General features: G+C 57.3%; 20 protein-coding genes, 1 pseudogene and 1 other annotated feature. Of the genes and pseudogenes, 9 read left to right on the forward strand and 12 right to left on the reverse strand.

Going from position 1 to position 24,671, the window contains the following annotated elements:
* Positions 1–77: 77 nt before the first annotated feature.
* Together DDT56_RS17335 and DDT56_RS17340 are read right to left on the reverse strand one after the other, a co-directional pair.
* Entirely contained in the window at positions 78–1,745 is a 1,668-nt protein-coding gene (locus DDT56_RS17335; protein ID WP_136167676.1) for a methyl-accepting chemotaxis protein, read from the reverse strand.
* A 140-nt stretch (positions 1,746–1,885) separates the two neighbouring features.
* A complete protein-coding gene (locus DDT56_RS17340; protein ID WP_136167765.1) occupies positions 1,886–2,182 on the reverse strand; it encodes a YciI family protein in 297 nt (98 codons plus the stop codon).
* Positions 2,183–2,374: 192 nt separating this feature from the next.
* On the opposite strand from DDT56_RS17340, the gene tonB reads away from it, so the two are divergent.
* Positions 2,375–3,145, forward strand: a complete 771-nt coding sequence (gene tonB, locus DDT56_RS17345) for a TonB system transport protein TonB (protein ID WP_136167677.1) — start codon at positions 2,375–2,377, stop codon at positions 3,143–3,145.
* A 64-nt stretch (positions 3,146–3,209) separates the two neighbouring features.
* Here the strand turns inward: tonB and yciA are convergent, their stop codons facing one another.
* The 4 genes from yciA to DDT56_RS17365 all read right to left on the reverse strand — a co-directional run bounded on the left by yciA (position 3,210) and on the right by DDT56_RS17365 (position 5,675).
* Positions 3,210–3,635 (reverse strand): acyl-CoA thioester hydrolase YciA, encoded by a 426-nt coding sequence (gene yciA, locus DDT56_RS17350; protein WP_136167678.1) that lies wholly within the window; start codon positions 3,633–3,635, stop codon positions 3,210–3,212.
* A 64-nt stretch (positions 3,636–3,699) separates the two neighbouring features.
* Positions 3,700–4,263, reverse strand: coding sequence for a septation protein A (locus DDT56_RS17355; protein ID WP_136167679.1), 564 nt, complete (start codon positions 4,261–4,263; stop codon positions 3,700–3,702).
* Positions 4,264–4,461: 198 nt separating this feature from the next.
* Complete coding sequence (locus DDT56_RS17360) at positions 4,462–5,214, reverse strand: YciC family protein (RefSeq protein WP_136167680.1); 753 nt, start codon at positions 5,212–5,214, stop codon at positions 4,462–4,464.
* Positions 5,215–5,315: 101 nt separating this feature from the next.
* On the reverse strand, positions 5,316–5,675 hold the full coding sequence (locus tag DDT56_RS17365; protein ID WP_136167681.1) for a YkgJ family cysteine cluster protein: 360 nt from the start codon (positions 5,673–5,675) through the stop codon (positions 5,316–5,318).
* 280 nt (positions 5,676–5,955) lie between these two features.
* Here DDT56_RS17365 and ompW point away from each other — a divergent pair, with 280 nt between their 5' ends.
* Positions 5,956–6,594 (forward strand): outer membrane protein OmpW, encoded by a 639-nt coding sequence (gene ompW, locus DDT56_RS17370; protein ID WP_136167682.1) that lies wholly within the window; start codon positions 5,956–5,958, stop codon positions 6,592–6,594.
* 165 nt (positions 6,595–6,759) lie between these two features.
* Here the strand turns inward: ompW and DDT56_RS17375 are convergent, their stop codons facing one another.
* From DDT56_RS17375 to DDT56_RS17405, 6 genes and pseudogenes are all read right to left on the reverse strand, one after another.
* Positions 6,760–7,479 (reverse strand): oligogalacturonate-specific porin KdgM family protein, encoded by a 720-nt coding sequence (locus DDT56_RS17375; RefSeq protein ID WP_136167683.1) that lies wholly within the window; start codon positions 7,477–7,479, stop codon positions 6,760–6,762.
* A 365-nt stretch (positions 7,480–7,844) separates the two neighbouring features.
* Positions 7,845–8,651 carry a tryptophan synthase subunit alpha gene (trpA, locus tag DDT56_RS17380; protein WP_136167684.1) on the reverse strand — a complete coding sequence of 269 codons (807 nt, stop codon included), beginning with the start codon at positions 8,649–8,651 and terminating at the stop codon, positions 7,845–7,847.
* Complete coding sequence (trpB, locus tag DDT56_RS17385) at positions 8,651–9,844, reverse strand: tryptophan synthase subunit beta (RefSeq protein ID WP_210417045.1); 1,194 nt, start codon at positions 9,842–9,844, stop codon at positions 8,651–8,653. Before trpB ends, trpA begins: the two co-directional genes overlap by 1 nt.
* Positions 9,845–9,898: 54 nt before the next feature.
* A complete protein-coding gene (trpCF, locus tag DDT56_RS17390; protein WP_136167686.1) occupies positions 9,899–11,260 on the reverse strand; it encodes a bifunctional indole-3-glycerol-phosphate synthase TrpC/phosphoribosylanthranilate isomerase TrpF in 1,362 nt (453 codons plus the stop codon).
* Between the two features lie 7 nt (positions 11,261–11,267).
* Positions 11,268–12,859: pseudogene (gene trpD / locus DDT56_RS24835) on the reverse strand (bifunctional anthranilate synthase glutamate amidotransferase component TrpG/anthranilate phosphoribosyltransferase TrpD).
* Positions 12,859–14,421 (reverse strand): anthranilate synthase component 1, encoded by a 1,563-nt coding sequence (locus DDT56_RS17405; protein WP_136167689.1) that lies wholly within the window; start codon positions 14,419–14,421, stop codon positions 12,859–12,861. The pseudogene trpD and the gene DDT56_RS17405 overlap by 1 nt, the downstream one beginning before the upstream one ends.
* A 28-nt stretch (positions 14,422–14,449) precedes the next feature.
* Positions 14,450–14,554, reverse strand: a sequence feature (Trp leader region).
* Between the two features lie 214 nt (positions 14,555–14,768).
* On the opposite strand from DDT56_RS17405, the gene rnm reads away from it, so the two are divergent.
* From rnm to nirB, 7 genes are all read left to right on the forward strand, one after another.
* Entirely contained in the window at positions 14,769–15,671 is a 903-nt protein-coding gene (rnm, locus tag DDT56_RS17410) for an RNase RNM (RefSeq protein ID WP_246856808.1), read from the forward strand.
* A gap of 106 nt (positions 15,672–15,777) precedes the next feature.
* Positions 15,778–16,398, forward strand: a complete 621-nt coding sequence (locus tag DDT56_RS17415; protein ID WP_136167691.1) for an L-threonylcarbamoyladenylate synthase — start codon at positions 15,778–15,780, stop codon at positions 16,396–16,398.
* Between the two features lie 81 nt (positions 16,399–16,479).
* On the forward strand, positions 16,480–17,784 hold the full coding sequence (locus tag DDT56_RS17420) for a nitrate regulatory protein (protein WP_136167692.1): 1,305 nt from the start codon (positions 16,480–16,482) through the stop codon (positions 17,782–17,784).
* Positions 17,785–18,551: 767 nt separating this feature from the next.
* On the forward strand, positions 18,552–19,811 hold the full coding sequence (locus DDT56_RS17425) for a CmpA/NrtA family ABC transporter substrate-binding protein (protein WP_136167693.1): 1,260 nt from the start codon (positions 18,552–18,554) through the stop codon (positions 19,809–19,811).
* 11 nt (positions 19,812–19,822) lie between these two features.
* Entirely contained in the window at positions 19,823–20,743 is a 921-nt protein-coding gene (gene ntrB / locus DDT56_RS17430) for a nitrate ABC transporter permease (protein WP_136167766.1), read from the forward strand.
* Positions 20,744–20,753: 10 nt separating this feature from the next.
* Positions 20,754–21,548, forward strand: a complete 795-nt coding sequence (locus DDT56_RS17435) for an ABC transporter ATP-binding protein (RefSeq protein WP_136167694.1) — start codon at positions 20,754–20,756, stop codon at positions 21,546–21,548.
* Between the two features lie 178 nt (positions 21,549–21,726).
* The gene (gene nirB / locus DDT56_RS17440; protein WP_417903700.1) at positions 21,727–24,606 is read left to right on the forward strand and encodes a nitrite reductase large subunit NirB; all 2,880 of its coding nucleotides are present in this window, start codon (positions 21,727–21,729) and stop codon (positions 24,604–24,606) included.
* The last annotated feature ends 65 nt before the right edge of the window (positions 24,607–24,671 follow it).

A 24,671-nucleotide genomic window follows, 5' to 3' on the forward strand; every position in this document is an offset into this window, starting at 1 on the left:
ATAAAACAAGAACCCCACGGAAAATGTGGGGTTCGTCAGCAATCTGAGCGGTCGTCCTGATACGACCGCTCTTTTTTTCAGGGTAACGCCGGTATCAGCCCGCCGTCGGCGTCCGCCTGCGATTGATGCGCGGCGGATGGCAGCAGAAAGCGCGACACGGCGGCGTCGAGCCGCGCGGTTTGCTCCAGCAGGGATAAAAACGTCAGCGCCGTCGCCTCGACCTGGCCCGCATTCTGGCGGACGGTATCGTTCAAGGTGCTGATACGACCGGTGACCTCATGGATACTCTGGTTCTGCTGGTCTGATAGTGCCGATATTTCACTGAGAAAGGTGCTGGTGCCTTGCGCCGCCTGAATAATTTCCTGCAGACGATCGTTCAACGCCCTGACCAACTGCGCCCCCGTCTCGACGCTATTGTCCGAATCACGGATTAAGATATTGATATTGTGCGCTGAATGGCTGCTTTGCGCAGCCAGAGCGCCGACTTCGCGCGCCACGACGGCGAATCCCCGGCCCATTTCCCCGGCGCGGGCGGCCTCGATAGCCGCATTCAACGACAGAATATGCGTCTGGAAGGCCACGTTTTCAATCATGCCGATGGCCTCCGTCATCTCCCGGGTGCGGCCGGCAATATCGGACATGGCCGTTTTTACCTCATTCATCATTCTCTCGCCCCGCGCGGCGATATTGCTGGTGTCTTGCGCGTGCAGACCGGCCTGCTGCGTGCGCAGGGTGTGCTGTTCCAGATGCTGGCTCAGTTGAATGATATGCTCGGTGGTGGCTTTCAGTTCGTGGGATTGGCGGTTTGCCTGCTGCGACAGCGTCCGGTTGTCGGCCGCCACTTTATCAACCTGGTCCACCATGCTTTCAACGCTCTGCCGAACCTGATTCACCAACGCCGCCAGACCGCTTTGCATCTGAATAACGCTGTTATTCAGCAAGGCTATTTCACGCGTGCCGCGCTTCACTGGTTCGACGGTATGCGAGAGATCGCCCGCCGCAATAAGCCGCAGATGATCGATAATGCCCGCCAGCGGGCGGATAATAACCTTGTTGACGCCACTCCACACCAGCACCGATATCCCCAGCAGCAGTCCCAGAACGATAATCAAAACGCTATGCGCCCGGTCGATGGAGCGCAGGAATTGCTGGCCGTGGCGTTTTTGCCGGGTATCGTTATCTTGCAGGTAGCGCGAATATTTCTCGGCGAAATCGTTTTGATAGGCCTGAATGGGAACGGCAAAGAAAATATCAATTTGATTGCTGGCTTTGATGCCCTGCGCAAGCTCAAGCAATCCCGCATAGAGCTGTTGATAACTCTTTTTCAATTCGGCAAAAGTGTCCAGCTCAACGACGGCGGCCGCGTCGGATAAGGTATCCAGCAATTGATAATGGGCCTCCGCCTGTTTTAATGAGCTTTCGGCCTCAGCCATCAAACTGTGCCAGCTGCCGACCGACCCCGTTTCCCGATCGACCAATAGGTAAATTCCGGCGCGGTTAAGTTTGTCGCTGGCGTTCATGACCGCCATTCTGGTTTTATCCATCAATGCCTGCTGCTGACTCAGGTTTTCATTGGCGGAAATATCCTGTCTTGCCTGGGTTATGGTTTGGGAAATCATTCCCACCGAAATCAGCTGCAGTAAGGAAAATAGTCCGATGACCAGCAGTAAACCCGAAAGGATGCCCAGCCGGCGACGGCGGTAAGCCGTGAGTATCCCCAAACGCGGCGTAGCGAACGTTAACATAGGATATGACTCTCTACAGATGCAAAGAGGTCAACCTAGCATGGTTAAATGACTAGAATATTTCAGGTTTTATTGGGCGGGAAGGGAAAGCGGACGGTCATGGCCGGTGCCGCCGCCATGACCGAGAGAGATAGGCGAAATTAAAAAGCCTTTTTGAAAGGTTTTATCGTTACCTGCCGGTAAACGTTGGCGGCAACGTAGGGATCTTCATCCGCCCAGGACTTGGCCTCCTCCAGGGAAGGGAATTCGGCGATGATTACCGAACCGGTAAAACCGGCTTTGCCGGGATCTTCGCTGTCGACGGCCGGCAAAGGACCCGCGGTCAGCAGCCGCCCCTGATCCTGTAGCTGTTGCAGGCGGGCAAGGTGCGCGGGGCGCGCCGCCAGTCGTTTCTCCAGTGAATCGGCGATATCTTCAGCATAAATAACGTACAACATCATGGGCCTCGCAGGTTGGAAAGTAAAAACGGACGGACTCATCATACGTGATGAGGCCGCGGAGGCAATAGGCTGATTTGCCAGATAAATAGGGTTGCGCGCTGGTTTTTTTTAACAATTGGGCGGGTTGTTATTGAATATGATTGCTATTTGCATTTAAACTTGGGCGGTATCAGAGGATAAAGAAATACTATGCCGCAAAACACGTTTCTCCTGACCCGCCGTTATTCATGGCCATTTATACTTTCCGTTGGTGTTCACGGTTCGCTGATCGCCGGTCTGCTGTACGCGTCGTTCAATAACGCGGTCGAACTGCCCCCGGAATCCAAGCCGATCAGCGTGGTTATGGTCAATCCGGCCGCGTTTGAAGCGGCGCCTGCGGCCCAGCCCGCGCCCGCCGAGCCGGAACCGGTAAAACAGCCGGAGCCGACCCCGGAACCGATTCCCGAGCCTGAACCGGTTCCGGAACCAGAGCCGATTCCGGAGCCGGTTCCCGTACCGCTTCCCGAACCGAAGCCTCAGCCTAAACCCAAGCCGAAACCGGTGAAGAAGGTTGAGCAGCCGAAGCCGGTCAAACGCGAGAAGCCGGTCGAAAAACAGCCGCCGGCGCCTTTTACCAGCACAGAGCCAACGCAAAATGTGAAGAATGCGCCGGTCAGACAGGCGCCTGCGCCGGTGGCGAGTTCACAGTCAACGGGACCGCGGCCGCTCAGCCGCGCTCAGCCGCAGTATCCGGCGCGGGCGTTTTCACTGCGGGTTGAAGGCCGGGTGAGAATGCAGTTTGACGTAGATGGTTCCGGCCGGGTAGAGAACGTACGGGTGGTTTCCGCGGAGCCGCGCAATATGTTTGAGCGCGATATCAAACAGGCGATGCGCAAATGGCGCTATGAAGCCAATAAACCCGGCAAGGATCTGATGGTAACTATCGTTTTCAGGATCGACGGCGGGGCGGCGATGGAGTAGGCGGAGCCTTATCCCTCCCCTGCGAAGGGGAGGGTTTGGGGTGGAGTCCGAACACGAAAGTTCGTCAGGCTTCCCCTGGGGTAAAATGACTCTTGCCCATGGGCAATTCACACGAGCGGCCGTCTTCATCAACGGCGACATAGGTAAACAACGCCTCGGTGGCACGATAGCGCTGGCCGATCGGATCGGATGACACTTTTTTTACCCACACTTCAACATTGACGTTGATGGAGCTGCGCCCGGTGCTCACACAGCGTGCGTAGCAGCACACCACGTCGCCCACGGCCACCGGTTTCAGAAACGACATCCCGTCCACCCGGACGGTCACCACCCGACCTTCCGCAATCTCTTTTGCCAAAATAGCGCCGCCCATATCCATCTGCGACATGATCCAACCGCCGAAAATATCCCCGTTCGCGTTGGTGTCTGCGGGCATTGCCAGTGTGCGAAGTACCAGTTCGCCATGAGGTAACACGTCTTTTTTGCTCATTATGATATCAATCAGTTAGGTTGAGTTATAACGCCATGCCCGTTTTTATCCGGCGTGTGATCCATTAGCGCTCGCCGCCATTTTCTTCCGACTTTTCCCCATCCCCGGGTAAATGCCGATAAATATAAACGCCGCAGATCAACGTAAACAGCAGGGTAACGCCTGTCAAACCAAAGACCTTGAAGTTAACCCAAACGCTTTGCGGCATCCAGAAGGCAATATAGATGTTTACCAATCCACATACCAGAAAGAACATGGCCCAGGAGAAGTTAAGTTTTCCCCATACGGTCTGCGGCAAGGTTAACTCTTTACCCAACATGCGCTGGATCAGCGTTTTCTTCATCACGAACTGGCTGAACAGCAGCGCCAGCGCAAACAGGGTATAAATAATCGTCACTTTCCATTTGATAAACTGATCGTTATGGAAGACCAACGTCAGCGTACCGAAAATGGCGACCATGGCAAAGGTCACCAGCGTCATCTTCTCTATTTTGCGGTAAATCACCCAGGTAACGATCAGCGCCAGCGCGGTGGCGGCGATCAAAGCGCCTGACGCCACGTAGATGTCATACAGTTTGTAAAAGACAAAAAAAACCACCAGCGGAAGAAAATCAAGAAGTTGCTTCATTATATCAATCCGTCACTTAATATTTATTGGCGATAACCCCACGGTTATCTGATAACTGATCCTATTATCCTTTATTGTGCTGCACTGTTCCTTTGATATCACAATAATTTGCAGAAAATTACGCTTGGGCGCGACTGACGGCAGGTTTCGGGATAAACAGAAGAAGCGCGCCGCACAGGGTATGCGGCACGCCATACGTCACGCGCGCAGCAGCATATACAGGCGAAACAGATAAACCAGCAGGATAGCGGATATCAGGTTGCTCAGGCCGTTCAACAGCACGGCCATCACGGTGGGGGAAAATACCGTGATCTTGGTCACCAGCAGCAGAATGGCGATTTTGGTCAATAACCACAGGATCACCGCCGGCGCCGTGACGCGCAAATTGGCGTAAGCCAGTTTTACGCTGGTTTTAATGGAACTGACTACGCCGCGTTTCTCGGTGACGGCAATCACAGGGGACAGGCTTAAGGCGATAGCCAACAGCACGCCCGGAATGACCAGAAACAGCATGCCGAGTTGAATCACCAGGGTGCAGAGCAGGATCAGCAGAAACAGACGCGGTAAAACGGGTGCCGAAGCGCCGATCGCCCGCAGCGCGCTGGTGCGGTTTCCGGCGGACACCGTCTGAATCAGCATAATTATGCCGCCGGTAAGAATAGCGTTGCCGATCAAGGCGGAAAAGGTGCCTGCGGCAGACATTTTAAGCAGCACGGTTTGCTGTTCCGGCGTCATCTGCTGTATCAAATCCATTAAGCCCAGTTCGACGGAGGAAGAGAGATCGCCGCCCGCGTTGTTCAGCGTTTGCAATTCTTCACTTCCGGGAGCGAAAGCCTGATTCAGGATGACAGTAATGAACGCCGTCAGCAGTGACATCATTAAAATGGTGATGAACTGATTACGCGTAAAATTCATTGTGTCACGGTACAAAGTGTTAGCCGTGATAGGCATGCAAGCTCCTTGAAAAAAGATGGCCAATGGTACTTAGCCTGCAATTGTAACCTGTTACGCCAGACTGTGGCACCCCGTCTATACTGCGCCGCGCGCATTTCTTATCTTTCGGCCCGCGGCGTTTCCGTCTTGACGGCCAGCGGCGCCAGCCCGTAGTGGGCCCGGGCGCGGTCGCAGGCGTCGTTTACCCGCCCGTTTGCGTCGGACGGCATAAATTCACGGCACGGGGAGGGGCGGTCGGCATAAATCGAACAGCTTACGTTTTCGCCGATATCTCCCTGCAACGCGCGGCAGCGGGGATTTTTGCTGTTTGAACCCTGCATACAGCGTAAAAAAGGCGAAAGCGGTTCGGTAAATAGAGCTGGCACTACGCCGCCGCCGTCATCGGCCTCGGCCCAGTAAAAAGAGACTCTGAAATAGGCGCAACAGGCGCCGCAGTGCATGCAGACGTTATCACTCATTGATTACCCACCGCCCTGAACCGGTATTGAATCATAGTAGTCCGGATAAAAATTTACCGCTTAAATTCTCCCTTTGCAGGGCATTTTTCCCCTGAACGTATTTTATGCCTCTCTGGCTATTTTGATGTAGATCAATTCATATGTTTTTAACGAGTTGCGTGAATTTGATAAGGAATGAAATTTGCGAAAAAGTATTTAAAGATGTGATCTGGCTTAAAACAAGAATGGTGCCATAAAGGTATATTTCGCTCGAAATTAAACCATACAAAGGGAGTGGATAATGAAAAAGGCGTCTTTTGTATTACTGACGGCAGCGCTTATGCCAGCCTTCGCTCAGGCTCATCAGGCGGGGGACATCATTGTTCGTGGCGGCACGGCAACCGTGCGCCCGGTGGAAGGGTCTGACAATGTGCTGGGTAGCCTGGGTTCGTTCAAGGTTGACAATAATACCCAGTTGGGTCTGACGTTCAGCTATCTGGTGACTGACAACATTGGCGTGGAGCTATTGGCGGCGACGCCGTTTACCCATCGCGTGGGGTTGAGCAGTCTTGGCGGAACCATTGCCGAAGTCAGCCATCTGCCGCCGTCGCTGGTGGCGCAGTATTATTTTGGCGACAAGACCGACAAACTGCGGCCTTACCTCGGCGTGGGCATAAATTACACCATGTTTTATGATGAAAAATTCAACCAGCGGGGAAAAGAGGCCGGGGTAAGCGATCTGAGTCTGAAAAATTCCTGGGGGTTGGCGGCGCAGGCCGGTCTGGATTACAACCTGGATAAAAACTGGCTGATTAACGCCTCGCTGTGGTGGATGGATATTGACACCGAGGTGAAGTTTAAAGCCGGAGGAGAACAGCAAAGCGTCAGCACCCGTTTGGATCCCTGGGTGTTTATGTTTGGCGTGGGCTACCGTTTCTGATTTTAATAAAATGGCAATGCCGCTTGGCGGCGTTGCCATTCTTTTGTCTTGGTTTTAATAAAAAACGGCGGATTTTACTCCGCCGTTTTTGCAGACAGAAAATAACCAATCAATGAGAAAAGTTTTATTCTGATGATAAAGCTAATTGTTCAAATTCACGAATAATTAGAAGTTGTACTGGACGCCTGCACGGTAACGAGTCTGACGTTCGTCGGTGTTTTTACTTCCTTCAACGTTGGCCAGTTGGACATAAGGCGTCCAGTTTTTGTCCCATTTATACGACAGTTTCAGATCGTGAGTCATGTTGTCGTTTTCCTGGTCGGCAATATAACCGAACGCGCCGGCCTTGGTATTCTTGTTATATTCGAACTCATATTCAATGGTGAAGTTGGCCGGCAGTTTATACCCCAGCGTACTGGTGATGGTATAGCCTTTCATATCGGTAGGGGCCGTGCCGCCGATGTTATTGCTGTAACGTTTGTAGAACGGACGATAGCGCAGACCGTAGTACAGCGAATCAGTGATATTGGCCGTGCCTTTGATATAAGGGCGGTAGTTGTTGGTATCGGAGTCCGTCACCATGTTGAAGCCGCCTTCCAGGCCGAATACCTTATCGAATTTATACAGATAGCTGGCGGTTACCTCGGTGCCGTTGCTGACCGTTTCGTTATAGGGTTTATTGGGCGTGCTGTCATTGCCGTGCTGTTTCCATTTGCCTTCCAGAGACAAACCAAAACCATTGGCAAAGCGGTTGGATATCAGTAAACGATCCTGGTGGTTTGCATTTTTCGTATCCTTCATTTCATGGCGATAATCAATCGTCACAGCCATAGAGTTTACGCTGATTAAAGAGGTTATCACCATCGCCAATACTTTTATTTTCATTTTATTTTCCCGCGTCAAAGAGAATTATTAATTATAAGCTGCCACTTTTGTTCAGCAGTTCAATTCTATTTATTATTTTTTTAAGTAATGTGAACAAGATCGGCAAAGCAAGAAAATTAAAAAGCAATTTACTTTTTGTGATTTTTATCCTGTTTTATTTTTTTATTTTATGCATTGATAAATAAGCGGCGGTTCAATAAAAAATATTCGCCATTGTTATTAAATTATTTTAAATTGAAATTAATATTTACAATTAACAATTATTGGAAATAATATAGGATTTGCAAGTTTTTTATTTTTAATAATTGACGCGCCATAGCGGAGAAGATGAAAACCGCTATGGCGCGAAAAGAAAGGCGGGATGCTTATGAACGCGTTGCCGCTTTCATTGTGCTGACGAAGGCGTGGAGCTGCGCCAGCATTTCGTCGGGCTGATGCTGATTTTTTTCGATAATCTTGACGATCGCCGAACCCGAGATCGCCCCGGCGGCGCCGGCGGCCAGTGATTCCCGTACCTGTGAGGGCTCTGAAATACCGAATCCTTGCAACGGCGGCGCCGCATGGTATTCATGCAGTTTGGCAATCAGATGATGAAGCGGCAGCTGCGCCCGTTTTTCCGCGCCGGTTACCCCCGCACGCGACAATAAATAGGTATAGCCGCGGCCGTAGGAGGCAATTTCGCGCAGCAGGTCGTCATCCGCATTGGGCGGACAGATAAAAATCGGCGCGATGCCGTGGCGCTGGGCGGCGGCGCGGAACGGGGCGGACTCTTCAACCGGAACGTCGGCGACCAGCACCGAGTCAACGCCGACCCGGGCGCAACGCTGATAAAACTCGTCAATGCCGTTGCTGAACACCAGATTGGCATACATCAGCAGGCCGACGGGAATATCAGGGTATTTCTGGCGGATGGCGGCAAGCATTTCAAAGCAGTGGCCGGGGGTGACGCCGGCGGCGAATGCGCGCAGCGTGGCATCCTGAATCGTCGGTCCATCTGCCAGCGGATCGGAAAAGGGGATACCCAGCTCCAGCGCGTCGGCGCCGGCGGCGATCAGGGTATCAATGATTTTCAGCGACTGCTCGGGCGACGGGTCGCCCAGCGTGACAAAGGGGACGAATGCGCCTTCTTTATTGTCGGCCAGACGTTTGAACAGGTGTTGATAGCGCTCCATTAAATTTCTCCCCGAGCTTTCAGAATATCGTGAACGGTAAATATGTCTTTATCGCCGCGGCCGGACAGGTTGACCACCAGAATCTGCTCTTTCTGCGGTTCCTGCTTGATCATTTTCAGCGCATAGGCCAGCGCGTGGGAGGACTCCAGCGCCGGGATAATGCCTTCATGGCGGGAGAGTTCCTTAAACGCCTCCAGCGCTTCGTCATCGGTAATAGACACATAGTCGGCCCGGCCGATGCTGTTCAGATAGGCGTGCTGAGGGCCGACGGACGGGAAGTCCAGGCCGGCTGAAATCGAATAGGATTCTTCGATCTGCCCGTCCGCGGTCTGCATCATCGGCGACTTCATGCCGAAGTAGATGCCGACGCGTCCGTGCTTGAGCGGCGCGCCGTGTTGCCCGGTTTCAATCCCCAGCCCGGCGGGTTCGACGCCGATCAGGCGGACGGCGCTGTCATCGATAAAGTCGGCGAACATACCGATGGAGTTGGAGCCGCCGCCCACGCACGCCAGTAGCGCATCGGGCAGTCGGCCTTCTCTTTCCAGCATCTGGGTTTTTATTTCTTCGCCGATCATGCGCTGAAACTCGCGCACGATGGTGGGGAAGGGATGCGGACCCGCCGCCGTGCCCAGCAGGTAATGCGCCTTCTCATAGCTGCCGGACCAGTCGCGCAGCGCTTCGTTGCAGGCGTCTTTCAGGGTGGCGGAGCCGCTGTGAACCGGGATGACTTCGGCGCCCATCAGGCGCATACGGAATACGTTGGGGGACTGGCGTTCAACGTCCTTGGCGCCCATATAGATGCGGCATTTCAATCCCAGCAGGGCGCAGGCCAGCGCGGTGGCGACGCCGTGTTGGCCGGCGCCGGTTTCGGCGATAATCTCGCTTTTCCCCATCCGCTGGGCCAGCAGCGCCTGTCCCAGCACCTGGTTGGTTTTGTGCGCGCCGCCGTGCAGCAAGTCTTCACGCTTCAGGTACAGCTTGGTGCGCGTGCCCTTGGTCAGGTTTTTACACAGGGTCAGCGCGGTGGGGCGTCCGGCATAGTTTTTCAGCAGATCGGTAAATTCGGCCTGAAACCCGGGATCCTGCTGCGCGCCGACAAAGGCTTCTTCCAGTTGGCGCAGGGCCGGGACAAGGATCTGCGGCACATACTGCCCGCCGAATTCGCCAAAGTACGGATTAAGTAAAGTCATAATATTCCTGTCTTCTATCGATTTTAAATGGCGTAGTGCGCTTACGGAACAAGGGGGTTATAGCGTCCGTAACGCCTGAAAAACAGCCGCGATTCGCTGCGGATCTTTTTGGCCGGGCTGACTTTCCACCCCGGAGTTGAAGTCCAGTCCGGCGCACCCCAGTTGGGCGGCCTGCCCGCAGTTGTCCGCATTCAAACCGCCGGCCAATAGCACGTTGTCCAGATTCTGGCCCTGGAGCAGCGACCAGTCAAAGGTTCGGCCGCTGCCGCCCTGGGCGTTATCCAGCACATAGCGATCGATATGCGGCAGATCCCTTTGCGGCATATCGCCGGCGATGCTCAGCGCCTTCCAGATTTGGCAGTCGGCGGGCAGCCGTTGGCGTAATTCAGTCACGGTGAGCGCATCTTCGTCGCCGTGCAACTGCACCGCCGCCAGACGCAACTGTTTGGCCGTATCGACGATACGTTCGACCGGCGCATTGCGGAACACGCCGACATAGCGCAGCGGCGCGCCGTCGATAACGCCGGCGGCCTGCTCAAGCGTGACGCGGCGCGGCGAGGCGTCGACGAAAATCAGACCGCCGTAGACGGCGCCGGCCTGATAGGCCGCCTGGGCGTCTGCGGCGCGGGTCAGGCCGCAGACTTTGTTTTCCCCCAGGATAACGCGGCGCACCGCCAGCGTCAGGTCCGGTTCGGACATCAATGAACTGCCGATGAGAAAACCGTCGGCAAAGCGGCTCAGTTCGCGGATCTGCGCATGACGGTGAATCCCCGACTCGCAGATAACGGTAACGCCCTCCGGCAGGCGCGGCGCCAGCCGGCGGGTACGGTCGAGATCGATGGAGAGATCGCGCAGGTCGCGGTTATTGATGCCCACCACGCGCGCCTCCAGTTGGATCGCGCGCTGCAGCTCTTCCTCGTTGCTGGCCTCGGTCAGGACCCCCAGCTTCAGGCTATGGGCGACGGCGGACAGCTGGCGATATTGACTATCGTCCAAAACGGATAGCATCAGCAGAATGGCGTCGGCCTGGTAATAGCGCGCCAGATAGATCTGATACTCCGAAATGATAAAGTCTTTACACAGCACCGGCTGATGAACCGCCGCGCTGACCTGCGGCAGAAAAGCGAAGTCGCCCTGAAAATATTTTTCGTCTGTCAGTACCGAAATGGCCGAGGCGTAGTCTTTATAGGTCTCGGCGATTTTCACCGGATCGAAATCGTCGCGAATCAATCCTTTTGAAGGGGAGGCTTTTTTACACTCCAGAATAAACGCCGGCCTGTTCTGCCGCAGGGCCTGATAAAAATCCCGCTGGCTGGGCGTCACCTGGTGGCGAAAAGTAGACAGCGGCTGTTGCTGCTGGCGTGCCGCGACCCATATGGTTTTATCACGTACTATTTGGTTCAGAATGGTTTCCTGCATAACTGCTTTATCCTCTGGCGGCCAGCGCGGTGACGCGTTGGTAGGCCTGTCCGCTATGAATTACCGCTAACGCCTGCTGCGCGTTGTGACGCAAATCTTCCTGCCCGAACAGCTTCAGCAGCACCGCCACGTTGGCGGCCACGGCGGCGTTGTGCGCCGGTTCTCCCTTACCTTGCAGCAGGGCGGCCAGAATATCACGGTTTTCTTCCGGCGAACCGCCCTGTAACGCGGAGAGCGGGTAGCTGTCCAGACCGAAGTCCTGGTGCGTCAGTTGGTAGGTTGCAATATCGCCGTCGCGCAGCTCGGCGATTTGCGTCGGCGCATGAATGGCGACCTCGTCCATCCCGCCGCCGTGCACCACCGCCGCGCGCCGATAGCCCAGCACCTTCAGGGTTTCGGCGATAGGGAGCACCAGTTCGGGGCTATAAACGCCAATCAGCGCCAGCGGGGGACGCGCCGGGTTAACCAACGGCCCCAGCACGTTAAACAGCGTACGGGTTTTCAGCTGCTGGCGCACCGGCACCGCATGACGAAAGCCGGGATGATACTGCGGGGCGAATAAAAAACAGACGCCCAGGTCATCCAATGCCTGACGGGCCTGTTCCGCGGGCAGATCAAGCCGGATGCCGAACGCGGCCAGCAGGTCGGACGATCCCGAGCGGCTGGAAACGCCGCGGTTGCCGTGCTTGGCGATTTTTAGTCCGCAACCGGCCGCCACAAAGGCGCTGGCGGTGGAAATATTGATGCTGTTGGTGCCGTCGCCGCCGGTGCCGACGATATCGGCAAACGGGTAGTCGGGACGGCGGAACGGCTGGGCATCCTCCAGCAGGGCCGTTGCCGCGCCGGCAATTTCTTCCGGGCGTTCGCCGCGAACTTTCATGGCGATCAGCGCCGCCGCCAACTGGCTGTTTTCCAACTCGCCGCGCACGACGGCGCCGAACAGCGCCTGGCTCTCCTGCCGGTCGAGGATTTCAGCCTGATATAATTTCTCAAGAATATTTTGCATGATTTAGTCCTTTACTATGCCAATGCCCAGTCCAGCGTCTGTTCGAGCAGACGCGCGCCGTGGGTGGTTAAAATGGATTCGGGATGAAACTGGAAGCCGCAAACGCGGTCGGCATCGTGGCGAACCGCCATCACCATGTCATTAAAATGGGCGTTAACGGTCAGCGCCGCCGGGATCTTGCTGCCCACCAGCGAGTGATAGCGCGCCACCGGCAACGGATGGGGCAGCCCGGCGAACATCGCCTGCCCGTCATGATCGATGATGGACGCTTTGCCATGCAGAATTTCACCCGCCTGGCCCACATGGCCGCCATAGGCTTCCACAATCGCCTGATGTCCCAGGCAGATGCCGATAATCGGCAGTTGACCGCGCAGGCTGCGCAGCAGCTCCGGCATACAGCCGGCCGCGGCCGGGGTTCCCGGACCGGGAGAGAGCATCAGCACCGGTCTTTCCATGTTCTTTAAACGCTGAATAATGGCGCCGCCCGGCAGATGGTTACGGTAAACCACCACCTGATGCCCGCTGGCGCGCAGTTGATCCACCAGATTGTAGGTGAATGAGTCGATATTATCGAGCAGTAGGATATCAGCCATTAGAACAGCTCCTTCGCGTTATGCGCACTGGCGATGGCCCGCAGAACGGCCCGCGCTTTATTTCTTGTTTCATCGGCTTCCGCCTGCGGATCGGAATCCAGCACTACGCCGGCGCCGGCCTGAACCGTGGCGATGCCGTCTTCAACGTAGGCGGAGCGGATGACGATGCAGGTATCCAGATCGCCGTGGGCGGTGAAGTAGCCCACCGCGCCGCCATAGCTGCCGCGCCGCGTTTTTTCACTGTCGGCAATCAGCTGCATGGCGCGCACTTTCGGCGCGCCGCTCAGCGTTCCCATATTCATGCAGGCGCAATAAGCGTGCAGTACGTCCAAATCTTCCCGCAGGGTACCCACCACGCGGGAGACCAGATGCATCACGAAAGAGTAACGGTCGACCTGGGTTAAATCGGCCACATAGCGGCTGCCGGGCTTACAGATGCGCGCCAGATCGTTGCGCGCCAGATCGACCAGCATCAGATGCTCGGACATCTCTTTATGGTCGGTGCGCATTTCCAGCTCGATACGGCTGTCGAGATCGCGATCCAGCGTGCCGTCGGCGCGGCGTCCGCGCGGGCGGGTGCCGGCGATGGGATAGATTTGAATCTGACGGCTGTCGGCGTCGTATTTCAGCGAGCTTTCCGGCGAGGCGCCAAACAGCGTGAAGTCCTGATCCTGCATAAAAAACATATAAGGGCTGGGATTATTGTCCTTCAGGGTTTGGTAGGCCGCCAGCGGCGAGGGGCAAGGCAGGGAAAAGCGGCGCGACGGGACGACCTGAAAGATCTCGCCGAGGCGAATGGCCTGCTGCATCTGACTGACGACCTCGCCGAATGCCTCATCGCTCTGGTTACAGTCGAGCGCCATGCTGTCGATGGACTGATGCGGCAGCGCCGGCGCCGGTTGTTCCAACTGCTGTCGCAGCTGCGTCAGGCGCTGTTGCAGCCGCTGCCGCTCCGCGCCGTCCGGCGTAAAGAGGCTGGCCTGAAGAACCGTGGCCTGCCGCTGATGATCGAGTATCAGCAGCGTTTCCGCCAGGTAAAAGCAGAAATCCGGGCAGCGTTGCTGCTGGCTCAGCGCGGGTAAGGCTTCAAAACCGGCGACCAGATCGTAGGCAAACAGGCCGCCCAAAAACATCGCTTCGCGTTCATCCGCCGGGCATTCAACCAGCGTCAGGATGCTGCGCAGGGCGTCAAATACGGATAACGAGCGCAAACGGGAGTCTTCGTCCTGCTGGTTATCGACCGGCGGAAAGGTCAATTCGCGGCCATTGGGGCGGGATTCCACCATCACCTCCGGCGGGAGGGCCTTATCCAGCAGCGGCAGCAAATTCGCGCCGTTGGCCGTCAGCGCCTGAATGGAAACCTGCTGACCGAGAGCGGTAACGCGCAGCGCGCTGTCGATAATCAACAGACTTTTCAGATTTTGTTTACTGTCGATTTCGGCCGACTCCAGCAGCAGCGTGGCGGGTCTGGCGCCGCAAAGCTGGTGAAATATCGCGCTGGGGTCGTTGCGGTAGACGGCCTCGGTACGCAGCAGCGCCAGTTTTGGTGGTGTTATATGCATTATTGTTACCTGTATTGTTTTTTTGCCCATAAAAAAGCCCGCTGGGTAAGCGGGCCTGGGGAAATCTGCATGTAATGACAATAGCTATGCGTGATTACTCCACCCGCCAAAGGGAAGAGCGCCACCAGCCAAGTTTCATCGTGTTTTGCATCGCCATTATCATCATCTCGCTATCGGTATGCTGAACTGCGTACTAGTAAACTAGTTCGCGGTTTGAAAGTCAACAACAGGAATAACATTATTTTATCGGTGCGCGCAAAACGCATGCTGGGCGTGCGTTAACCCGGATGGACTGGAACTTCGTTACTATTTCGGCGGCGTTGGTGGCATCATAGCGCGCTCAAGCCATGAACTCAGCCAGCAACGGGACACTATTTGTGCCACAAGAACTTCAAACGCCATCGTCTTTCGCGCTTTACGATCTGCATAGCCACACCACCGCCTCGGATGGGTTGCTGACCCCCGGCGAACTGGTGACCCGTGCGGCGGCGATGCGGGTCGGCATTCTGGCCATCACCGATCACGATACCACCGACGGACTGGCCGCCGCTCAACGGGCGATTGATGACCAGTCGCTGCCGTTACGGCTGATTCCCGGCGTGGAGATTTCCACCCAGTGGGAAAACCATGAAATTCATATAGTGGGGCTGGGCATGGATATTGGACACCCGGCCCTCTGTTCGCTTTTACGGCAACAGGCGCAATCCCGGCTGGCGCGAGCGGAGCAAATCGCCATCCGGCTTGAAAAAGCGCGCATTCCCGATGCGCTGGCCGGCGCCAGCCGCCTGGCGACCGGCGGGCAGATCACCCGCGGTCATTTCGCCCGCTTTCTGGTGGAACAAGGCGCAGCGCCGAATATCAATCAGGTGTTTAAAAAATATCTGGCAAAAGGGAAAACCGGATACGTCCCGCCGCAGTGGTGTACAATAAAGCAAGCGATTGATGCTATTCATCAATCTGGCGGCGTGGCGGTATTGGCGCATCCCGGACGTTATGATTTGACCGCCAAATGGCTGAAACGTCTGTTGACCGCGTTTGCGGATCACGGCGGCGTCGCCATGGAGGTGGCGCAATGCCAGCAGGCGCCGGATGAACGCACGCAGCTTGCCCGCTACGCCAGAGAGTTTGGCTTATTGGGGTCGCAGGGGTCGGATTTTCATCAGCCGTGCGCCTGGATTGAACTGGGGCGCAAGCTGTGGCTGCCCGCCGACGTGGAGCCGGTGTGGCATCACAGGGCGTTGGCGCAATAATTTACTGAATATCACGGTAACGCCTGCCGGCATAAAATAATGGCGTTGCCGATTAGGCGGGAGAGGCGGTGTTTTCTCCCGTATTGCAGATGCAAGAGGTCGTGTCATGAGTCAGTTTTTCTATATTCATCCGCAGAATCCACAGCCCAGGCTTATCAAACAAGCGGTGGATTTTCTGCATAAGGGCGGGGTGATTGTCTATCCCACCGATTCCGGCTACGCGCTGGGATGCATGTTGGGCGACAAAAATGCGATGGAGCGTATCTGTCGTATCCGCGATCTGGACAGCAACCACAATTTTACGCTGGTGTGCCGCGATCTGTCCGAGCTGTCCACCTATGCCTACGTCGATAATGCGGCGTTCCGGTTGATCAAAAATAATACGCCGGGCAACTACACCTTTATCCTCAAGGCCACGAAAGAAGTGCCGCGCCGCCTGATGAACGAAAAACGGAAAACCATCGGCCTGCGCGTTCCCTCCAATCCCATCGCGCTCTCGTTATTGGCCGCGCTGAACGAACCGCTGATGTCGACCACCTTGATGCTGCCGGGCAATGATTTTGCCGAATCCGACCCGGAAGAAATTCAGGAAAGGTTGGGAAAACTGGTCGATCTGGTGATTCACGGCGGCTTTCTCGGCCAGCAGCCCACGACGGTTATCGATTTAACCGACTCCTCCCCGCAGATTGTCCGTGAAGGCACCGGGGATATCACCCCTTTCCTGTAAATATTTAAACGTATCGGACCATCTTTGTCGCTGGCGTGTTAATTGCATCTTTCCGCCAGTGATATTTCGGGAGTGAGAACGATGGCGGCAGACCCTTCAACAACGATCCGTTTCTTGCTTGCCTCGCGTCAGTGCGAGTTGAATAGCCTGCGCTATTTGCTGCAAAGCGGCGAATTGGTGGGAAAGATCAGTCAACTGGTGCATATGCTGCAACGCGAGCGCGGCACATCCAACCTGTTCCTCTGCTCTGACGGCCGGCTGTTTGCCGACGAGTTAAGGCTCAGGGAACAGGAAGTGGCGCGGGCCCAGGAACCGCTGATGGCGCATCTGGATCGCCTGGAAGGCATGACGGCCGATTTGCCGCAGGCCAGCCGTTTGTTCAGCCGGGCCGCCAGCGTGGTCTATGCGCTGAGCCTGCTGCCGTCACTGCGTCAGGACATTCGCCAGCGAATATTGCCGCTGCCGCAGGCCATGACCTTTTTTAACGACATTATCCGCAACCTGCTCTCGCTGGTGTTCGAGGTCTCCGATACGGCGGCGGAGCCGGTGATTTCGCGGGCGCTGATCGCCATGTTCAGCTTTATGCAGGGTAAGGAATTCGCCGGCCAGGAGCGGGCGATCGGCGCGGCCGCCTTTGCCTCCGGCGTCTTCAATGAGGATACGCGGCAAAAGTTGCTGGATCTGATCGAACGGCAGGAGCGGTGCTTCGCCACCTTTGCGGATTTCGCCGATGATCAAAACCGGCAGCGCTGGTTACGGATGACGACGGATAGCGAGTTTGAACGTCTGCGCCGTATCGCCTGCACCCGCGGCGGCATGGAAAAGGGGGAAGACGAGGGCAGCCTGCGCTGGTTTGCCATCGCCACGCAGCGTATTGATGAAATGAAACGGCTGGAAGACCGTCTGGAGCAGACGCTGATGCAGCTTTGCCGCGATCGCATCGCCGCCGCCGAGCAGGCGAATAGCGAGCAACTGGCGGACATAGAAAGCCTGATGTCGCCGACGGAAAACGACGATCCGGGATATTCGGTATTTATTGCCGGCCATGATATGGCGAGGGCGGCGTCGGACGGGCAAAGCGCGTCGCACGGCTGGCTGAACAGCGATGGCGTCCGCCCTCAGCTCGGGCGTTCGCTGCTCTCTTTGGTACAACGGCAGTCGCGGCGTTTACAGGCGTTGGATCACGAACTGGCGGCGTTGCGCGATACGCTGAACGAAAGAAAACATATCGACCGGGCAAAAAGTCTGCTGATGCAGCATCGCGGTTTAAGCGAGGAAGAGGCGTACAAAACCCTGCGCAAGATGGCGATGAATCAAAATAAAAAATTGATTGAAATCGCCACGGCGATGCTGGCGGTGGCCGACGTTTTCCAGGATACGCCGTAGGCGCCATATGCACACAAAGGGTGCGTGATTTGCCCGGCGGCGGTGCAAAGGGCGATGTATCCTCGCTGTGTTTTGTCTTCAGCCCTCCCGGCACTTTGCCAGGGCGAAGCGCTAATCTCGCCCCTGCGAAGGGCTGTCTCTTATATACAAATCCAAAGAATCTTTAGCGGCCATGTGTATTCTGGTCTTGGATCTTTGTTTTTTGCTTTTGGTCGGCGTAAAAAATTATGCTGAGGAATGGGAGGTCTCCCGAATGAGCCGCATGGACGCGGCGAAAGCCAGTGCCGCGCCGGGAGCGCGTCAATGGAGGTTCGACAGGAGACCTCCCATTCCGAAGGCACCGCGAAGCGGCATAATTTCAGCCGGAAGCCAGGGTTCTCAGGGCTGCGGCGCTTGAGCGCCCTGAGTCGGGCGCGTGCTTCGACGTGGCATAAAAATACCTTATCTTTTCGCGCACGAAATAACACTGAGCTTACATATATCGTTAACAGTAAATGTGACTAAGCGACAGGCGAAGGGAGGGCCGGGGTGGGGTTACAACCAGCCCATTCTTCACCATCACGCCCAGAAATATAACTTCTGGCACAGGCTTTGCTTTAAAACTGACAGTAACTCATCAACATCATTAACCGGTGATAAGCCAACGGCGGTTTGTTGCAGGTTAATCGGATAACGGCGTCCATAAGCGTGCATCTTTTGCATGGGCTTATGGACGCCGTTTTGTTTTTTGACCGCCGGAAACGGCGATCGGCTGAAAGGTGTCGTGAATGAATGATTCCAAAACGAAGGGCATGACGGTTTCCCGTCGTCAGTTTTTACTGGGCGGTGCGGCGTTGTGCGGCGGTTTTATGCTGCCGGGGTTGATGAACAGCGCCTGGGCCGCCGGCTCCGACGCGCCGGAGAAAAAGGAAATCCGCGTGGGCTTCATTCCCCTGACGGACTGCGCATCGGTGGTGATGGCCGCGATAAAAGGCTTCGACAAGAAATACGGCATTCGCATTATCCCCAGCAAGGAAGCCAGTTGGGCGGCGGTGCGCGATAAGCTGGTATCCGGCGAACTGGATGCCGCGCATATCCTGTACGGCCAGCTATACGGCCTGCAAATGGGATTATCCGGTGCGCAGAGCGACATGGCGGCGCTTATGACGCTCAACCAGAACGGACAGGGCATCACGCTGGCCAATCAGCTACGCGAAAGCGGCGTCACCGATCTGAGCGCGCTGCAAAAATATATCGCCGCCAGTCCGGCGGGCACCTACACCTTCGCCCAGACGTTCCCCACCGGCACCCACGCCATGTGGCTCTATTACTGGCTGGCCTCCGCGGGCATTCATCCGCTGAACGATGTCCGCACGGTGGTGGTGCCGCCGCCGCAGATGGTGATGAATATGAAGATCGGCAATATGGTCGGCTATTGCGTCGGCGAACCCTGGAACCAGCGCGCCATCAGCGACAAGCTCGGGTTTACCGTCGCCACGTCGCAGGATATCTGGCCCGATCATCCGGAAAAAGTGCTCGGCACGCGCGCCGACTGGGTCGATGCCAATCCGAACAGCGCCCGCGCGCTGACGGCCGCCATTCTGGAAGCGTCGCGCTGGATTGATGCCTCCGACGACAATCGGCGTGAAACCGCCGGCGTGGTGGCGGGGCGCGCCTACATCAATACCAAAGAGGCAACCATCGTCGGCCGGATGCTGGGCCAGTATGAAAACGGTCTGGGAAAAAGCTGGCAGGACGAACATGCGATGCGTTTCTACCACGACGGGTCGGTGAACTATCCCTATCTGTCCGATGGCATGTGGTTTCTGACCCAGCATAAGCGCTGGGGCCTGCTGACGGACGATCCGGATTATCTGGCCGTCGCCAGAAAGGTCAATCGGATTGATATCTATAAGCAGGCCGCCGCCGCGGTAGGCAATGTCCCGCTGCCGGACGGCGAGATGCGCAGCAGCGTGCTGATCGACGGCGTGCGCTGGGACGGCAGCGATCCGGCGGGCTATGCCAACGGTTTTAGCGTGAAGAAATAGGTGAGACAATGATGAAAAACCAGGCTCAGGTTATTCCCATCGCGCCGGATAACTCCCCCGGCGCCGTACGGGACGCGGAGATTACGCCGCTGCCGGCCAGACCGGCGGCGGAAAAAACCACGCCTTCCGCCGCGCCGGCGCCGCGCCGCTATCGTCCTTTACTACGCCAAGCGGCTCAGCGTATTTTCCCCGCACTGTTGGGCGTGGGACTGTTGCTCTGTATCTGGCAGGCAGCGGCACTGCACAGCGAAAACTTTCCGACGCCGTGGGCCACCTGGCTGGCGGCGTTGGAGATTTTCGCCGATCCGTTCTATATCGCCGGACCGAACGATCAGGGCATCGGCTGGAACGTGATGGCCTCGTTGCAGCGCGTGGGCATCGGTTTTGGGCTGGCGGCGCTGGTGGGCATTCCCGCCGGCTTCCTGATAGGCCGCTTCAGCTTTGTGGCCGACATGCTTAATCCGATTATTTCCCTGCTGCGACCGGTCAGTCCGCTGGCCTGGTTGCCTATCGGCCTGCTGTTGTTTCAGCGCGCCGAACCGGCCTCCAGCTGGACCATTTTTATCTGCTCCATCTGGCCGATGATCCTCAACACCGCCGAGGGGGTAAGACAGATTCCGCAGGATTACCTGAACGTGGCGCGCGTGCTTAAGCTGTCCGAGTTCACCGTGATGCGCAAGATTCTGCTGCCGGCGGTATTGCCGAACATCCTGACGGGCGTGCGGTTATCCATCGGCATCGCCTGGCTGGTGATTGTGGCGGCGGAAATGCTGACCGGCGGCATCGGGATCGGTTTCTGGATCTGGAATGAATGGAACAACCTGAATGTGGAAAACATCATTATCGCCATCGTGGTGATTGGGGTGATCGGCCTGCTGCTGGAGCAGGGGCTGATGTTGATCGCCAAACGTTTCAACTATGACAACCGCTAAGGAGCCGACGATGCGCGCGAATCCGATTATTCAGGTACAGCAGGTCAGCCAGCGTTTCCATACCGCCAGCGGCGAGTTTCTGGCGCTGGACCAGGTGAGCTTCGATATTTACGCCGGGGAAACCGTCAGTCTGATCGGCCACTCCGGCTGCGGCAAATCCACCTTGCTCAATTTGATCGCCGGTCTGACCCTGCCGAGCGGCGGCGGCCTGCTGTGCGACAACCGGGAAATCGACGGCCCCGGCCCGGAGCGCGGCGTGGTGTTTCAGAACCATTCGTTGCTGCCGTGGCTGACGGCTTATGAAAACGTGGCGCTGGCCGTGCGCCAGGTGTTTCGCGGACGGATGAGCAAAACCGAGATGCATGAGTGGATCACCCACAATCTGGCGCTGGTGAATATGGCGCACGCGGCGAACAAACGTCCGAATGAGATCTCCGGCGGGATGAAACAGCGGGTAGGGATCGCCCGCGCGCTGGCGATAAAGCCCAAAGTGCTGCTGATGGACGAGCCGTTCGGCGCGTTGGATGCGCTGACCCGCGCCCATTTGCAGGATGCGGTGATGGACATTCAGCAGCGGCTGCACACCACCATCGTGCTGATCACCCACGATGTGGATGAAGCGGTCTTGCTGTCGGATCGGGTGCTGATGATGACCAACGGCCCGGCGGCGACGGTGGGGGAGATCGTGACGGTGGAGCTGGAACGCCCGCGCTCGCGCGTCGCGCTGGCGGATGATCCCCGCTATCACCAGTACCGGCAGCGGGTGCTGCATTTCTTATATGAAAAACAGTCGCAAGCCGCCTGACGGGAAAAGGCAAATCAATATGACGAAGGCGCATCCGCCGGGGATAGGCGACGGGACGACGAACGCCCGTCCGCGCCGCAGCTTTGCGGCTTTTCTTCCCCCTGATTTTGATTCACAGCCAGCGGCTGTAGGGATTGATTTAATGAGCAAGCCAGTTTTGGTGGTTATCGGCCATGGCATGGTCGGTCATTATTTTCTTGAGCAACTGGTGGAGCGCGATCTGCACCAGCGTTATCGCATCGTGGTCTTTGGCGAAGAGCGCCGGGAAGCTTACGATCGCGTCCATCTTTCCGAATATTTTTCCGGCCGGACGGCGGAATCGCTGTCGCTGGTCAACGCGGGATTTTTTGCCGCCAGCGGCATCGAACTGCGCCGCGCCAGTCAGGTTACCGCCATCGATCGCCGGCATAAGCGCGTTCTTGATGCGCAGGGCGGCGAAACCACCTATGACCAGTTGGTCATCGCGACCGGCTCCTATGCGTTCGTCCCGCCGATTGCGGGCAATACGCGTCCGGGCTGTCTGGTTTACCGCACGTTGGACGATTTGGACGCCATTGCCGAGCAGGCGAAAAAATCCAAAACCGGCGTGGTGATCGGCGGCGGCTTACTCGGGCTGGAAGCGGCCAACGCCCTGCGCCAGCTGGGACTGGAAACGCACGTCGTCGAATTCGCGCCGCGGCTGATGGCGGTACAGCTGGATGAGGGCGGCGCGGCGATGCTGCGCCGAAAGGTCGAGGCGCTGGGGGTACGGGTTCACACCGGCAAGGAGACGCGGGAAATCATCGACGGCGAGCAGGCGCGGCACCGGCTCTGTTTTGCCGACGGCGGCGCGCTGGAGGCCGATCTGGTGCTTTTTTCCGCGGGAATTCGCCCACGGGATAATCTGGCGGACGGCTGCGGCCTGGCGAAAGGGCCGCGCGGCGGCATCGTGATTGACGACCGCTGCCGGACGTCGGATGACGCCATTTTCGCCATCGGCGAATGCGCGCTGTGGAACGGGCAAATCTTCGGTCTGGTGGCGCCCGGCTACCAGATGGCGCGCAGCGTGGCGGATACGCTGGCGCAGCGCGATACGCCGTTCACCGGCGCGGACATGAGCACCAAACTGAAACTGCTGGGGGTGGAAGTGGCGTCCATCGGCGACGCGCACGACCGCGCCGCCGGCAGCCAGAGCTATCAGTGGACGGACGGTCCGCATGAAGTTTATAAAAAAATCGTGGTGTCCGCCGACGGCAAACGCCTGCTGGGCGCGGTGCTGATCGGCGACAGCGCCGACTACAGCACGCTGCTGCAAATGATGCTCAACGACATGCCGTTGCCGGCTCATCCTGAGAGCCTCATTCTGCCGGCCCGTTCCGGCGATGCGCCGAAAGGGCTGGGCGTGGCGGCGCTGCCCGCCGGCGCGCCGATCTGCTCCTGCCATAACGTCAGTAAAGGCGACATCGCGGCGGCGGTGGCCGGCGGCTGTAACGAACTGGGGGCGCTAAAGTCCTGTACCAGGGCGGGCACCGGCTGCGGCGGCTGCGTTCCCCTGCTTAAGCAGGTGATGGAATATGAATTGACGCAGTTGGGCGTGGAAGTGAAAAAAGATATTTGCGAGCACTTCCCCTGGTCGCGTCAGGAGCTGTACCACCTGATCCGCGTGCATCACATTCGTTCATTCGACGAGTTGATCGCAGGTTACGGGCGCGGATTGGGCTGCGAAGTGTGCAAACCGCTGGCGGCCTCCATGCTGGCGTCCTGCTGGAATGACTACCTGCTGCAACCGCGGCATTTGCCGTTGCAGGATACCAACGATCGCTTTTTCGCCAATATCCAGAAGGATGGCACCTATTCGGTGGTGCCGCGCGTACCGGCCGGCGAGATCGCGCCGGCGGGACTGATCGCCATCGGCCAGGTGGCGCAGCGCTACAACCTGTATACCAAGATTACCGGCGGTCAGCGCGTGGATCTGTTCGGCGCGCGGCTGGAACAATTGCCGGCTATCTGGCGCGAACTGATCGACGCCGGGTTTGAAACCGGTCACGCCTACGGCAAATCGCTGCGCACGGTGAAGTCCTGCGTCGGTTCGACCTGGTGCCGCTACGGCGTGCAGGATTCCACCGCCTTGGCGATTACGCTGGAGCACCGTTACAAAGGTTTGCGCTCGCCGCATAAAATCAAAATGGCGGTATCCGGCTGTACCCGCGAATGCGCGGAAGCGCAGGGCAAAGATATCGGCGTCATCGCCACCGATAAGGGCTGGAATCTGTATGTGTGCGGCAATGGCGGTATGAAGCCGCGTCACGCCGATTTGTTGGTCGGCGATCTGGATAGCGAAACCCTGATCCGCACCATCGATCGCGTGCTGATGTTCTATATCCGCACCGCCGATCGTCTCCAGCGCACCAGCAGCTGGCTGGATAATCTGGAAGGCGGTATCGACTACCTGCGACAGGTGGTTCTTGAAGACAGCCTGCATATCGTTGAGGAACTGGATAAGGAGATGCAGCGCGTGGCGGATACCTACCAGTGCGAATGGAAAACCACGCTGGCAAGCCCGGATCGTCTGGCGCTGTTCCGCGCCTTTCTCAACAGCGATAGCCCGGACGAAGCGGTGGTGATGGTGCCGACGCGCGGCCAGATCCGGCCGGCGCAGCAGCATGAAAAGCCGCCGACGGCGCGCAGCCCGCAACCGGCGGAGCTGGAAACGGAGTGGGTCCGCATCGGCGCGTTGCAGGATATTCCCGCCAATGTCGGCATGGCGGCGCGCCTCGGCCGGCAGCAGATCGCGCTGTTCCATCTTCCCGCCGGCGAGCAACAGGTTTACGCGCTGGAAAACCACGAGCCGGGCAGCGCGGCGAACGTCCTGTCCCGCGGCCTGCTGGGCGACGTCGGCGGCGAACCGGTGGTGATCTCGCCGTTATACAAGAAGCGTTTCAGACTGCGCGACGGCGTCTGCCCGGATAACGCCGCGCTGCGCGTACGCGCCTGGCCGGTAAAAGTGGTGGCGGGGCAGGTCTGGGTCAATCGCCGGCCGTTGCCCCTGCCGACATCTGAGACCATTGCGCAAGCCTGATGAACGGAACGCTTGCTCGCTTAACCTTTTTTATGCGCGGATGAGGCCACGGCATCAGTCCTGCG

This window comes from Brenneria corticis (assembly GCF_003115855.1).
Lineage (GTDB): Bacteria > Pseudomonadota > Gammaproteobacteria > Enterobacterales > Enterobacteriaceae > Brenneria > Brenneria corticis.

Bases quoted from the DNA above. Each gene is read 5' to 3' on its own strand.
- DDT56_RS17335 (WP_136167676.1), bottom strand. From the start codon at position 1,745: ATGTTAACGTTCGCTACGCCGCGTTTGGGGATACTCACGGCTTACCGC.
- DDT56_RS17340 (WP_136167765.1), bottom strand. From the start codon at position 2,182: ATGTTGTACGTTATTTATGCTGAAGATATCGCCGATTCACTGGAGAAA.
- tonB (WP_136167677.1), top strand. From the start codon at position 2,375: ATGCCGCAAAACACGTTTCTCCTGACCCGCCGTTATTCATGGCCATTT.
- yciA (WP_136167678.1), bottom strand. From the start codon at position 3,635: ATGAGCAAAAAAGACGTGTTACCTCATGGCGAACTGGTACTTCGCACA.
- DDT56_RS17355 (WP_136167679.1), bottom strand. From the start codon at position 4,263: ATGAAGCAACTTCTTGATTTTCTTCCGCTGGTGGTTTTTTTTGTCTTT.
- DDT56_RS17360 (WP_136167680.1), bottom strand. From the start codon at position 5,214: ATGCCTATCACGGCTAACACTTTGTACCGTGACACAATGAATTTTACG.
- DDT56_RS17365 (WP_136167681.1), bottom strand. From the start codon at position 5,675: ATGAGTGATAACGTCTGCATGCACTGCGGCGCCTGTTGCGCCTATTTC.
- ompW (WP_136167682.1), top strand. From the start codon at position 5,956: ATGAAAAAGGCGTCTTTTGTATTACTGACGGCAGCGCTTATGCCAGCC.
- DDT56_RS17375 (WP_136167683.1), bottom strand. From the start codon at position 7,479: ATGAAAATAAAAGTATTGGCGATGGTGATAACCTCTTTAATCAGCGTA.
- trpA (WP_136167684.1), bottom strand. From the start codon at position 8,651: ATGGAGCGCTATCAACACCTGTTCAAACGTCTGGCCGACAATAAAGAA.
- trpCF (WP_136167686.1), bottom strand. From the start codon at position 11,260: ATGCAGGAAACCATTCTGAACCAAATAGTACGTGATAAAACCATATGG.
- DDT56_RS17405 (WP_136167689.1), bottom strand. From the start codon at position 14,421: ATGCATATAACACCACCAAAACTGGCGCTGCTGCGTACCGAGGCCGTC.
- rnm (WP_246856808.1), top strand. From the start codon at position 14,769: ATGAACTCAGCCAGCAACGGGACACTATTTGTGCCACAAGAACTTCAA.
- DDT56_RS17415 (WP_136167691.1), top strand. From the start codon at position 15,778: ATGAGTCAGTTTTTCTATATTCATCCGCAGAATCCACAGCCCAGGCTT.
- DDT56_RS17420 (WP_136167692.1), top strand. From the start codon at position 16,480: ATGGCGGCAGACCCTTCAACAACGATCCGTTTCTTGCTTGCCTCGCGT.
- DDT56_RS17425 (WP_136167693.1), top strand. From the start codon at position 18,552: ATGAATGATTCCAAAACGAAGGGCATGACGGTTTCCCGTCGTCAGTTT.
- ntrB (WP_136167766.1), top strand. From the start codon at position 19,823: ATGAAAAACCAGGCTCAGGTTATTCCCATCGCGCCGGATAACTCCCCC.
- DDT56_RS17435 (WP_136167694.1), top strand. From the start codon at position 20,754: ATGCGCGCGAATCCGATTATTCAGGTACAGCAGGTCAGCCAGCGTTTC.
- nirB (WP_417903700.1), top strand. From the start codon at position 21,727: ATGGTCGGTCATTATTTTCTTGAGCAACTGGTGGAGCGCGATCTGCAC.